Source organism: Collimonas silvisoli, assembly GCF_018305005.1.
Lineage (GTDB): Bacteria > Pseudomonadota > Gammaproteobacteria > Burkholderiales > Burkholderiaceae_D > Collimonas > Collimonas silvisoli.
On sequence record NZ_JAGQEG010000032.1, the window covers coordinates 16,151 to 28,406 of the forward strand.

Genomic DNA, 12,256 nt, shown 5'->3' on the forward strand with positions numbered 1-12,256 from the left:
CGCCTGGATTGCTGGTCAAGACGTAAAAAAGCCAATCGTTGCGGATTGGCTTTTTTCTTGGGGAATCGGGAATGACGGCTTACATGTTCATCCCGGTTTCCCCTATCTATACTGCGCCGTATTGCGAGCCTTATTGCCAGCCGAAGCGGCGCGCGTACCAGCCTTTCATTGCCTGTGTCAGCACTGCATAGGCAATCAGGATCAGGATCAGCCAAGGGAAATAAGTCAGCGGCAGGCCTTGAAACTTGAAGTAGTCGGTCATTGGCGACATCGGCAACACGATGCCGATCAGCATGACGATGAGGGTCATGCTCATCAGCGGCCAGGATGCCCGGCTTTGAAAGAATGGAATCTTGCGGGTGCGGATCATGTGCACAATCAGCGTTTGCGACAGCAGGCCCTCGACGAACCAGCCGGTCTGGAACAATGTCTGATGTTCCGGCGCGTTGGCGCCGAAGATGTACCACAGCACTGCAAAAGTGGTGATGTCGAAGATCGAGCTGATCGGGCCGAAGTAGATCATGAAACGGCCGATCTCGCCCGCGTTCCAGCGCTGCGGCTTTTCCAGGAATTCCTTGTCGACGTTGTCGAAAGGAATTGCGATCTGAGAGATATCGTAAAGCAGGTTTTGCACCAGCAGTTGCAAAGGCAGCATTGGCAGGAACGGCAGGAAGGCGCTGGCGAGCAGCACCGAGAACACATTGCCGAAATTGGAACTGGCCGTCATCTTGATGTATTTCAACATGTTGGCGAAAGTCTTGCGGCCCTCCAGCACGCCTTCTTCCAGCACCATCAGGCTCTTTTCCAGCAAGATGATATCGGCCGCTTCCTTGGCGATATCGACTGCGGTATCGACTGAAATGCCGATGTCGGCGGCACGCAGCGCCGGCGCGTCGTTGATGCCGTCGCCCATGAAGCCGACCACGTGGCCTTTATCGTGCAAGACCCGCACAATGCGCTCTTTGTGGGTCGGGCTGAGCTTGGCGAACACGGTGGTGGTGTCGACGGCGACGGCAAGATCGGCATCGCTCATTTTCTCGACATCGGAACCAAGCAGCATGCCGTCGACGGCCAGGCCGACCTGGCGGCAGATCTTGGCCGTCACCAGTTCATTGTCGCCAGTCAGGATCTTGACGGTGATGCCGTGTTCCTTGAGCGCGTCCAGCGCCGGTTTGGTCGATTCCTTCGGCGGATCGAGGAAGGCGATGTAACCGATCAGCACCAGGTTGCATTCGTCGGCCACGCCGTACACTTCCTTGGTCGGCGGCAGATCCTTGGCGGCCACCGCCACTACCCGCAAGCCTTCCGCGTTCAGGCTGGAAGTGGTGTCGTAGATTTCTTGCAGCAGTTCTTTGGTGAACGGCACCACCTGACCGTTGTGGCGGGCGTGAGTACAGACCGAAACGATTTCTTCAACCGCACCTTTGCAGATCAATTCGTGATGGTCGTCGCGTTCGCTGACCACCACCGACATGCGGCGGCGCTGGAAGTCGAACGGAATTTCGTCGACCTTGCGATAGGCTGAGGCCAGCGCCATTTCGCGTTGCAGCTCGGCGTGTTCCAGCACGGCGACATCCAGCAGATTCTTCAGGCCGGTTTGATAGTGGCTGTTGAGGTAGGCATATTCCAGCACCAGGTCGTCCTGTTCGCCGAGGATGTTGGTATGGCGCTCCAGGAAAATCTTGTCCTGGGTCAGGGTCCCGGTCTTGTCTGTGCACAGCACATCCATGGCGCCGAAGTTCTGGATCGCATCGAGCCGCTTGACGATGACTTTCTTACGCGACAGCGCGACCGCGCCCTTGGCCAGCGTCGACGTGACGATCATCGGCAGCATTTCCGGCGTCAGCCCGACCGCGATCGACATCGCAAACAGGAAAGCCTGGAGCCAGTCGCCTTTGGTGTAGCCGTTCAGCAGAAACACCACCGGCGTCATCACCAGCATGAAACGGATCAGCAGCCAGCTGACCTTGTTGACACCCGACTGGAATGCAGTCGGCGTACGGTCAGTGGCGGTGACGCGTTCAGCGAGGGCGCCGAAGTAGGTGCGGTTGCCCGTGGTGACGACGATCGCGGTAGCCGATCCGCTGACCACGTTGGTGCCCATGAAGCACAGGTTGTCGAGTTCCAGCGGGTTGCCGGTGACGGCGCCGCGATGGGTAAGGAATTTTTCTACCGGCAGCGATTCGCCGGTCATTGCCGCCTGGCTGATAAACAGATCCTTGGCGGTCAGCAAGCGCAGATCGGCTGGAATCATGTCGCCGGCGGAGAGCTGGACGATATCGCCCGGCACCAGTTTCTTGATCGGCAGCTCAATCCGGCGCGCGCCCTTCGGGTGCAGGGTGACGTCAAAGTAGCGCAATGCCTCTTCGGCGATATCCTGGGCCAGATCGTGCCGCAGCACGGTAGCGGTATTGCTGACCATGGCCTTGAGTTTGTCGGCGGCAGTATTGGAGCGCGATTCCTGGACGAAGCGTAACAGCGTCGACAGCAGCACCATCGAAGCGATGACGATAGTGGCTTTCATATCTTCGGTCAGATACGACACGCCGGCCAGTACCGTCAGCAGCAGGTTAAACGGGTTTTTGTAGCATTGCCACAAATGCGCCCATTTTGAAATCGGCTTTTCATGTTCGACTTCATTCGGGCCCGAGCTGACACGGATCTCGTCTGCTTCGGCTTCGGTCAGGCCGTCCGCACGGCTGTGCAGCTTCTTGAACAGTTCGTTGATCTCGATACTGGCAGCGGTGGACAAGGTTTCCGCCAGCGAAGCCGGCACTTCCTTGGTAACCGGCGTGCTGCGGAACATGTCGGCGCCAAGACGGCGGAAGTGGCGATCCATGCCGTGGGTGCGGACAAAGCTAACGAATGTTTCTTTAAGAATATTCAGATTCATGGAGTTCTTCTTTTTTCATGCAATGCGGTCGGCTGTCGTCGATCAGTGTGGCGCTTCCTGTGTGCTTTTTTAACTTTATCGCTTTTAACTTTGTGTTAACGAGTGGCAATCCATCCGGATGACAGCTTGTGCGCGAAAAGAAGAAAAGCTCTGGGACGGCACCAGACTGTAAATTCGATCGGTGACATCTTGATGACAATCTTCGGTCAATCTCAAGAGTTGGAATGCAGATGTTCGATGACTCCAGACATCATGGTCGGAGCCAGATTCAGCCAAGCACGCTGCCGCTACAGCTACGACTGCGCAACTTTGGATAAAACAAGATCAGGTGGTGGAACACCGAGTGCCCGGAAACTGGTTCCAGACACGGGAGATACCATCATCCGCCGGTGGCGAGATGACGGCAGGGGAAATCCTGCGTTATCTTGCCGAGGCGGCGCCAGAACGGGTCTGGCAACAACTGTCACTCGAACAAGTGCCCATTAAAGGGACTCCATAAAATTTAGACTGGTGGATAGTAGCCGCGCTCTGGGTGGCGGTCAAGAAAATTGTGCGGGACAGCACAAGCTTTTGCGCCCTCGATTTCCCCTTATCTTTTTAACAGGGGTTTTGTTGTTGTTTAATTACTTGTCCTTGTCTTTGAGAATGCAAAACCTATACTGAAATTACAACTAAACCAAGGAGACGGCGATGGTCAACCTGATAATGCACAACCTGATTTTCTTTGTGCCTGCAGCCTTGGCCGGATTGATACTGTGCGGTGAAGTACCGGTGGCATCCAAGGTAGCCAGAGGCAGCTTGCGCGTCATCGGCGCTATTTGCGGCGCTTTGCTGGCCTTGCTTATTCTGGAAGCCATACCGGCTTTGCTCTGAACCGGCAGCCGGCAGGTAGTCGGCCAAGCTGATACTCATCGGGATCGCTGACGGCATCCCGCGGCGGCTTCGTTTTTTGCTCCGCTTGCTGCTCATCCGATCGTCTTATTTCAAATCCGCCTGTATCCGCATTCTCGGCATCGCGTGAACGCGTGGGATAATTCCACGCAACATCTCTTTTTCACCGGTGCCCACTTGAACAAAAACCACGCAATCAGTCTCTTTGTCTTGTCTTTCCTCTTGCTGACCGGGGTTCAGGCGCAAGAGTCTTCCGCACTACCCGCGCCGTTTAGCAAGGCATTGCAGCTTGCCGGGATTCCGGCGCAAAACGTCGGCGTGTATGTGCAAGAGGTCGACGGCACAGGCACCGTGCTGGCCTCGGCCAACGCCGGCACGCCGTTCAATCCGGCGTCGACCATGAAACTGGTGACGACCGACGCCGCGCTGGAGTTGCTGGGGCCGGCCTACCGCTGGAAAACCCAGGCATATACCGGCGGCAGCCAGGTCGGCAATGTATTGCAGGGCGATCTGATCTTCAAAGGCAACGGCGATCCTAAGCTGGTGCTGGAAAATTTCTGGCTGTTCCTGCGTCAGATCCGCGCCAAGGGCATCCGCGACATCCGCGGCAATATCGTCCTGGACCGCAGTACCTTTGATGAGAATGCCTACGATCCCTCCGAATTCGACGGCGATCCGATGAAGCCGTATAACGTCGGCCCTGACGCCTTGTTGCTCAACTACAAGACGCTGACCTTTCAGTTCGTGCCGAATCCGGAAACGCGCCAGGTCAATGTGCTGATCGATCCACCGATGAGCGGCTATCCGGTCACGCCGCCGCGCCTGGGCAGCGGCAGTTGCGACGACTGGCAGGGCAAACTGCAGGCAGCGGTGGATGCCGACGGCGCCAGTTTCAACGGCGTGCTGCCGGCCTCTTGCGGTGAAAAGACCTGGTACATCAATCCCTACCGGATGAGTTCCACTCAATACTTCGGCGCGGTGTTCCGGCAAATGTGGGCCGATCTCGGCGGCACTTTCAGCGGCGTCGTGAAAAGCGGCGTGGTACCGGCCGGCAGCAGCCTGATCAGCGAATGGAGTTCAGTGACTTTGCCGGAAGTGATACGCGACATCAACAAATACAGCAACAACGTCATGGCGCGGCAAGTGCTGCTGACCATTGCCGCTGACATTTTGAAAGTGCCGGCCACCCCCGAACGCGGCGCCCGCGCGATTCAGAGCTGGCTGAGCAGCAAGGGCATCGACGCCAGCGGCCTGGTGATCGAGAACGGTTCCGGCTTGTCGCGCAACGAAAGGATTTCGGCCAAGACCATGGGCCGCATGATGGCCACCGCCTTTCAATCGCCGACCATGCCCGAGTTCGTCTCCTCGATGCCGTTAGTCGGCTACGACGGCACCATGCGCAAGCGCCTGAAAAATCAAAGCGTGGCAGGCCAGGCCCACGTCAAGACCGGCACCTTGAATGATGTAAGAGCGATAGCCGGCTATGTGCTGGCGGCTTCCGGAAAATACTACGCGGTAGTGTGCCTGATCAACCATCCCAACGCACCCAGAGGGCAGGCGGCACAAGACGGCTTGTTGCAGTGGGTATACGAGAATGGTTGAAAAAAGCGGTGGCTGAAACAAGCAGCAGTTAAATCGACTCTGACCCCAAATAATTAATTGGGGTCAGAGTCGATTTAATCGGGTGATTACAATACCAGCGGCTTATCCGACAACTCGTTTTTCTTCTGGCCCTGGTCGGGGAAGTGCCGTGTCAGCAGGCCGTTCATTTGCTCCAGCGCTGCCAGCGTGCTGTCGTGGAATGCGCCGTTGGCGAATTCCTTGGTCATGGTTTTGCACACGGCTTGCCATTCGGCAGACTTGGTGGCGCGGCCGATGGCGCGGTCGACAATGATTTCGACTTTGTGATCGGCCAGGTTCACATAGAGCAGGACGCCGACGTTTTCTTCCGTGTCCCAGATCCGGTAATGCGAGAATAATTCATGGGCGCGATTGCGTGAGCTTACGCCATTGAGTAAGGCCGGCAAGCTCAGCGATCCTTCGACAATCATTTTGACTTCGGCCCGATGCGTGACTTCGCCTTCCGCAATTTTCTGCTGGATGGCTTTCAGCGTGGCTGCGGTAAATGCGCGTTGCGCGCTGCGCCGGGTGGTTAGCAAATGACGCAAGATGCGTCGTAAAGTTTGTCCCATCACCAATCTCCCGAAGCGCCGCCGCCATCGAATCCACCGCCGCCGCCGGACATGCCGCCACCGCCGCCGCTGAAACCGCCGCCTCCGCCACCACCTCCAAAACCGCCGCCACGTCCGCCCTGGCTCAAAATGCTGCCGATGATGACGCCGGCGGCGTTGCCCCAGACATTACTGTTGAGCGAGCGGCCGGAACCGACGCCGCCACCGCGTGCGCGTGAAATGATGGTGACCAAGATGATGAAGCCGAAGAACAGCAGCGGCGCCAAGGCGCCAAACCAGTCGGAAGAGGGCTCTTGCGCAGGCCCGGACTTGCGGCTGGGCGGCGCAAAATTTTCCTGATCCAGCAGCGGCATGATGGCCGAGATGCCGGCAGTCAGGCCGCCGTAGTAATCGCTTTTAGAAAAATACGGGGCGATAATTTCTTGCAATACGCGTTTGGACTGGGCATCGGTCAAGGTGCCCTGGACGCCGCGTCCGGTCAATATCATCATGCGCCGCAAGGCTTTGGGATTGTCCTTTGCGACCAGCAAAATGACGCCATCGTCGATCCCTTTGCGTCCCAGTTTCCAGGTGTCGGCCACCCGCACCGCGTAGTCTTCAATGCCTTCCGGCTCGGTCTTGCTGAGCAGCAGGATCGCAATCTGGCTGCCGGTGCGCGCCTCATATTCGCTCAAGGTATTGTCGAGCGCGTTGCGTTGCTCCGGCTGCAGCATGCCAACCAGGTCGGTCACATGCGATTGCAAGGGCGGCACCGCCACCTGGGCCGCCATGGTCTGCGCTGCGGCCGGCGCCGCCAGCACAGTCAGCAGCGCCAGCAGCAGTAGCCACAAGGCCAGCGCCGATATCAGTACCCGCGCGTGGACTGCCGCCCGGATTGCCGGTTGGACTGCCGATTGGACTACATTATGCGACATTATTTTTTGCCGCCGAAATCGACGTCAGGCGAGGTCGAGATGGCTTTTTCATTGTCCACCGTGAACGATGGCTTGACCTTGTAGCTCATTGCCATCGCGGTCAGGTTGGTCGGAAAACTGCGCGCCAGCACGTTGTAATCCTGCACCGCGACGATGTAGCGGTTACGCGCCACCTTGATGCGGTTTTCTATGCCCTCCAGTTGCGACTGAGCATCGCGATACAGGCCGTCGGCTTTCAGTTGCGGGTAATTCTCGGACACCGCCATCAAGCGCGACAAGGCCGACGATAACTGTCCCTGGACTTGCTGGAATTTCTCGAAAGCGGCAGGATCGTTCAGCACTTCCGGCGTGATCTGAAAACTGGTCGCAGCGGAGCGGGCTTTGGTCACCGCTTCAAAGGTAGCTTCTTCATGGACGGCGTAGGCTTTGACGATCTGGGCGATCTTCGGCACCAGGTCGGCGCGTCCCTGGTACTGATTGACGACTTCGCCCCAGGCGGCTTTCACAGCCTCATCCTTGGTTTGGAAATCGTTGTAGCCGCAAGCGCTGAGCAGTGAAGCAAAGGTAACAATGGCCAGCCATTTGAAGAAAGTTTTCATGAATATCCCTGATAAAAGAAACAATGCGAAACAATGCAATGCACGTTAGCAAACTATCGATGGCCGCTCAAGTGCTAAATATGGGCCGTCGGCAGATCCAGGCAACTTGCGGCAGGTTTGGCATTACAATGCGGGGTTCGTATTATTGAGGCTTCATCGTGACTTTTATCGAAAAATTATCCGCCGCCTGGAGCGCCAACAATTCCTTGCTGTGCGTCGGGCTGGATCCGGATATTGCCAAATTTCCATCGCATTTGCAGCAGCAACCGGACGCGATCTTTACTTTCTGCAAGGAAATTATAGATGCGACCGCCGCCACCGCCTGCGCCTTCAAACCGCAAATCGCCTATTTTTCCGCGTTGCGGGCGGAAGACCAGCTGGAAGCGATTTGTGACTATCTGCGCGCAAACTACCCGCACATACCGATCGTGATGGACGCCAAGCGCGGCGACATCGGCGCCACTGCCGAGCAATATGCACGCGAAGCATTCGAGCGCTACGGCGCTGACGCCGTCACCGTAAGCCCGTACATGGGCTTCGATTCGGTCGCCCCGTATCTGGAGTGGAAGGATCGCGGCGCCATCGTCTTATGCCGTACTTCCAACGCCGGCGGTTCCGATCTGCAATTCCTGAAGGTGGACGGCGTGCCGCTGTACCTGCACGTAGCGCGTCTGGTGGCGGACAAATGGAACACCAACGGCCAATGCGGGCTGGTGGTAGGAGCAACCTTTCCGCAGGAACTAGCCCAAGTGCGCAGCATCATCGGCGACATGCCGCTGCTGGTGCCGGGTGTCGGCGCTCAGGGCGGGGACATTCAAGCGACCGTGAATGCAGGCAAAACGACGGCCGGTCTCGGCATGATGATCAACTCATCGCGCGCCATCTTGTATGACAAACCGGATCAGGCCAGCGGCGAAGATTTCGCCCAGGCTGCGCGTCGCGTGGCCGAAGAAACCCGCGACGCGATCAATCGTTTTCGTGTTTGAAGTTATTTCAAGAAGCGTTCAAAAAGCGCAACAAACCTTGCAGCGCATGAATCACGGTTTGTTCGCGCACGGCGCGCCGGTCGCCAGAGAACACCAGGCGCTCGGTATGGGTGCGATGGCCGACTGACCAGCCGAAGCAGACCGTGCCGACCGGCTTGCCCGGCACCGCACCGCCGGGGCCGGCAATGCCGGTGGTGGAAACGGTGACATCGGCATTGCTGTTGGCCAGCGCGCCTTCCGCCATGGCAGCGGCAATTTCTTCGCTGACCGTACCATGCTGGGCAATCTCGGCTTCCGGGATATCCAGCAATTCGGTCTTGGAGGCGTTGGAATAGGTCACAAAACCGCAATCAAACCATTCCGATGAGCCGGCGATTTCAGTGATCGCTTGCGATACGCCGCCGCCTGTGCAGGATTCGGCGGTGGACAGGAACCAGCCCTTGGCTTGCAAGGTACGGCCGACTTGTGCTGCCAGATCGATGATTTGTTCGGTGTTGTCTTCAAGCGCGGTGTTCATGTCGCAACTCCTGTTTTCTGCCTGGTCGGTGGCTACATACTGCCACTTGTTGCAGGCAGATGCAATCCGTCACAGGCCCTAAATCACGCGCCACAGAGCCAGCGCCAGCAGTGTATAAAACGCTGCCACAATGTCATCCCACATGACGCCGAAGCCGCCTTTGAAATGACGATCGAAATAGGCAATCGGCGGCGGTTTCACCATGTCGAAAAAACGGAACACGACAAACGCGCCGAACTGCGCCGGCAAGCTGGCCGGCGTGACCAGCACCAGCACCAGCCAAAACGCAATGATTTCATCCCACACCATGCTGCCATGATCCGGCGCGCCGAGATGGCGGCCGGTGCTCTGGCAAACCCAGATGCCGACCACAAAACCGGCGGCGATGATGACCAGCCAGTTCAGCGGCGTGAAAATTTCCGGCCAGCGGGTCGTCATCACCACATACGACAACCAGGCAAACAAGGTGCCGAAGGTGCCCGGCATGATGGGCGAGAGCCCGCTGCCAAAACCTTGAGCAATGAAGTGCGCCGGATGCGACAGCATGAAGCGGGCGCTAGGCTTGACCGGTTGAGGAGGGGAGTTGGGTGGCGTCATGTTGAGAGAAAGTGATCGAAAGAAGCAAGTTGCAGATTGAGCGGATTATTGCCGGCGTCCTGCAGGCGCAGACCGTGGCCGGCGTCGATGCTGCCGATGCGGGTCACTGCGGTAGCTGCCGCCTGGCCGGCTGCCAACACCGCATCGCGCCGCTCGGCAGGCGCGGTGAAACACAACTCATAGTCGTCGCCGCCGGCCAGGGTGAAGTGGCGGCGGATCGCCTGGGTTTGTTGCGACAGGATTGGGCCGGCCGGCAGGCTATCGACCGCCAGCGTAGCGCCAACGCCGGAGCGCGCCAGGATATGGCCGAGATCGCCGACCAGGCCGTCCGAAATGTCGATCGCCGCATGCGCGATGCCGCATAAAGCCTGGCCCAGCGCAATGCGTGGCGTCGGTTGATGCATGCGCGCCGCAGCAAGAATGAAAGTGTCGCTGCCGAGCGCCAGGTCAGCGTTCAATTCGGTGCCGAGTTCTTGCCGGTAAACCGCCAGCGCCAGCCGGGCGTCGCCCAGTGTGCCGGAAACCCAGATATCGTCGCCCGGTTGTGCTGCGTCGCGGCGCAAAGCCTGCCCTGGGGAGGTTTCGCCAAATACCGTGATACAGATATTCAAGGGACCCTTGGTGGTATCGCCGCCGATCAGCTCGCATTGATGCTGATCGGCCAGCGCCAGCAAGCCGCCTGAAAACGCCGCCAGCCATTCTTCATGCACGGCGGGCAAGGCCAGCGCCAGCGTGAACGCCAGCGGCCGGGCGCCCATCGCCGCCAGATCGGACAGATTGACCGCCAGGCATTTGTGGCCGAGCGCAAACGGTTCGGCATCGGGAAAGAAGTGGCGTCCTGCCACCAGCATGTCGGTAGAGATGGCCAGCTGCTTGCCGGCAGTGGGCGTCAGCAGCGCGCAATCGTCGCCGACGCCGAGCGCAATATGATGCAGATTGCTGCGCGGCGCGCGAGTGAAGTAGCGGGAGATCAGGTCGAATTCGGACAACATCCGTAGATTGTACCGAATGGCGGCCGGCTACAGCTGTTTTGCTTGGTTTTTTGAATTAAATGATAATGCTGGCACAAACGTACTCAAAACAAGCGCACTCAAAACGGCGCACCGCAACTGGTGGTGCGCGAAACGGCGCCCTTTTGCATGATGTCTTCGCCCTTGGTATTGCCGACCGAAATCTGCGTCACGCAATATGTGCCGTTTGGCCCGGTCACCTTGGTCACCCGCTGGCCGTCCGGCCGCGTGATTTCTTCCATCGTGGTCTCTCCGGGCTTGGCCGCGTGCGGCTCGACCGGCGCGGCAAGCGCTTTTTCCAGTGTCTGTTGCATGGAAGGCTTCGCTGCCGCAGCTGCCGGTTCCTTCGGCGGCGAGTCCTTGCGCAGCTCGTGGTCTATCTTTCCGATATCCCGTCTCGCTGCCTCGACCATATCCTCGGCGGACGGCCGGCTGGAAGAAGCCGGTAATTTTGGCGCCGTGATGCCGGGGGCGGCCGGCGGGTAATGCGTTTCCTCAATCGTCGTCGTTCCAGGCGGCAGCGCAGGCGCTTGCTCCCCCGCCTGCGCCAGCGGCAGATGAGACAAGGCAAGCAGCGACACCAAGGCAGCCAACCGGGTTAGCCGGTTGTCGATGCGGGAAAAAAATCGGGTTATCAACATGTCGCAAGCTTCCTATGACAATTGCATTTGCCTAGCGCCGCGTTTTATGCCGCGCCAGTGATCAGTTCAAACACGTGTAAACACCAAGTCCCAGACACTATGCCCAAGCCGCAAGCCGCGATTCTCGAACTTGGTCACCGGCCGATAATCCGGCCGTTCCGCGTAAGTCTGCGCGGTATTCTTCAGCAGCGGTTCAGCACTCAGCACTTCCAGCATCTGTTCCGCATATTCCTGCCAGTCGGTCGCGCAATGCAGATAACCGCCCGGCGCAATGCGCGACGCCAGCAAGCTCACCAGCGGCCCCTGAATCAAGCGGCGCTTGTTGTGCCGCGCCTTATGCCAGGGATCGGGAAAGAACACATGCGCGCCGGCCAGCGAGCCGGGCGCAATCATATTGGTCAGCACTTCCACCGCATCGTGCTGGATCAAGCGCAAATTGCTCAGTTGCTGCTCGCCGATCAGCTTCAGCAAACTGCCGACGCCAGGCGTATGGACTTCAACGCCAAGGAAATTCTTGTGCGGCATGCCGGCAGCAATTTTCGCCGAGGTTTCACCCATGCCGAAACCGATTTCCAGGATGGTCGGCGCAGTGCGCTCGAAAACCCGGTCGAGATCAACCACCGCCTTGTCATAAGGAACGCAAAAGCGCGGCCCCAGTTCCTCGATGGCACGTGCCTGAGCCGTCGACAAACGCCCGGCGCGCGTGACAAAGCTGCGGATCCGGTGTTCGGTCGGATCGTAAAAAAGGGGTTTGCCGGATTTGTTTTCTGACATGCTAAATAGGAAATTCGAAGGTTAGGGTGAAGCAAGCGCTGGATTGCCGCAAGTGGCAGCGTCATTGTAACGCCAGACAATTGATTGCCTCAAAAATACAAATGGCACCCAGGGTACGGGTGCCAACGCTGATCTGGAGCGGGTAGAGGGGATCGAACCCTCGTCTAAAGCTTGGGAAGCTTTCGTTCTGCCATTGAACTACACCCGCAATTCCCGCATTTTACGCGGGATTTGACGGGGTT

The 12,256-nt window shown here is 58.3% G+C and carries 12 protein-coding genes and 1 tRNA gene; 3 read left to right on the forward strand and 10 right to left on the reverse strand.

Annotated features, from left to right (window positions below):
- Positions 1–130 precede the first annotated feature (130 nt).
- The gene (gene mgtA, locus KHU33_RS10855) at positions 131–2,893 is read right to left on the reverse strand and encodes a magnesium-translocating P-type ATPase (RefSeq protein ID WP_211462867.1); all 2,763 of its coding nucleotides are present in this window, start codon (positions 2,891–2,893) and stop codon (positions 131–133) included.
- 690 nt (positions 2,894–3,583) lie between these two features.
- Here mgtA and KHU33_RS10860 point away from each other — a divergent pair.
- The gene (locus KHU33_RS10860) at positions 3,584–3,766 is read left to right on the forward strand and encodes a hypothetical protein (RefSeq protein ID WP_211462868.1); all 183 of its coding nucleotides are present in this window, start codon (positions 3,584–3,586) and stop codon (positions 3,764–3,766) included.
- Positions 3,767–3,961: 195 nt separating this feature from the next.
- Positions 3,962–5,386: a D-alanyl-D-alanine carboxypeptidase/D-alanyl-D-alanine endopeptidase gene (dacB, locus tag KHU33_RS10865; RefSeq protein ID WP_407928268.1), complete on the forward strand. Its 1,425-nt coding sequence runs from the start codon at positions 3,962–3,964 to the stop codon at positions 5,384–5,386.
- Positions 5,387–5,472: 86 nt separating this feature from the next.
- Here dacB and KHU33_RS10870 read toward each other — a convergent pair whose 3' ends face one another.
- From KHU33_RS10870 to KHU33_RS10880, 3 genes are read right to left on the reverse strand one after another with little or no spacing between them, the layout of a single operon-like run.
- Positions 5,473–5,976, reverse strand: a complete 504-nt coding sequence (locus tag KHU33_RS10870) for a TPM domain-containing protein (RefSeq protein WP_211462869.1) — start codon at positions 5,974–5,976, stop codon at positions 5,473–5,475.
- The gene (locus KHU33_RS10875; protein WP_211462870.1) at positions 5,976–6,890 is read right to left on the reverse strand and encodes a TPM domain-containing protein; all 915 of its coding nucleotides are present in this window, start codon (positions 6,888–6,890) and stop codon (positions 5,976–5,978) included. The genes KHU33_RS10870 and KHU33_RS10875 overlap by 1 nt, the downstream gene beginning before the upstream one ends.
- Positions 6,890–7,489: a LemA family protein gene (locus tag KHU33_RS10880; protein ID WP_211462871.1), complete on the reverse strand. Its 600-nt coding sequence runs from the start codon at positions 7,487–7,489 to the stop codon at positions 6,890–6,892. Before KHU33_RS10880 ends, KHU33_RS10875 begins: the two co-directional genes overlap by 1 nt.
- A 158-nt stretch (positions 7,490–7,647) precedes the next feature.
- On the opposite strand from KHU33_RS10880, the gene pyrF reads away from it, so the two are divergent.
- A complete protein-coding gene (pyrF, locus tag KHU33_RS10885) occupies positions 7,648–8,475 on the forward strand; it encodes an orotidine-5'-phosphate decarboxylase (protein WP_211462872.1) in 828 nt (275 codons plus the stop codon).
- Between the two features lie 7 nt (positions 8,476–8,482).
- Here the strand turns inward: pyrF and KHU33_RS10890 are convergent, their stop codons facing one another.
- From KHU33_RS10890 to KHU33_RS10915, 6 genes are all read right to left on the reverse strand, one after another.
- Complete coding sequence (locus tag KHU33_RS10890) at positions 8,483–8,992, reverse strand: CinA family protein (RefSeq protein ID WP_211462873.1); 510 nt, start codon at positions 8,990–8,992, stop codon at positions 8,483–8,485.
- Positions 8,993–9,070: 78 nt separating this feature from the next.
- Positions 9,071–9,589: a phosphatidylglycerophosphatase A family protein gene (locus KHU33_RS10895; protein WP_211462874.1), complete on the reverse strand. Its 519-nt coding sequence runs from the start codon at positions 9,587–9,589 to the stop codon at positions 9,071–9,073.
- A complete protein-coding gene (thiL, locus tag KHU33_RS10900) occupies positions 9,586–10,581 on the reverse strand; it encodes a thiamine-phosphate kinase (protein ID WP_211462875.1) in 996 nt (331 codons plus the stop codon). The genes KHU33_RS10895 and thiL overlap by 4 nt, the downstream gene beginning before the upstream one ends.
- Before the next feature lie 98 nt (positions 10,582–10,679).
- Positions 10,680–11,240, reverse strand: a complete 561-nt coding sequence (locus KHU33_RS10905; RefSeq protein ID WP_211462876.1) for a hypothetical protein — start codon at positions 11,238–11,240, stop codon at positions 10,680–10,682.
- 66 nt (positions 11,241–11,306) lie between these two features.
- Positions 11,307–12,014, reverse strand: coding sequence for a tRNA (guanosine(46)-N7)-methyltransferase TrmB (gene trmB, locus KHU33_RS10910; protein ID WP_211462877.1), 708 nt, complete (start codon positions 12,012–12,014; stop codon positions 11,307–11,309).
- Between the two features lie 134 nt (positions 12,015–12,148).
- Positions 12,149–12,222, reverse strand: a tRNA-Gly gene (locus tag KHU33_RS10915).
- Positions 12,223–12,256: the final 34 nt, after the last annotated feature.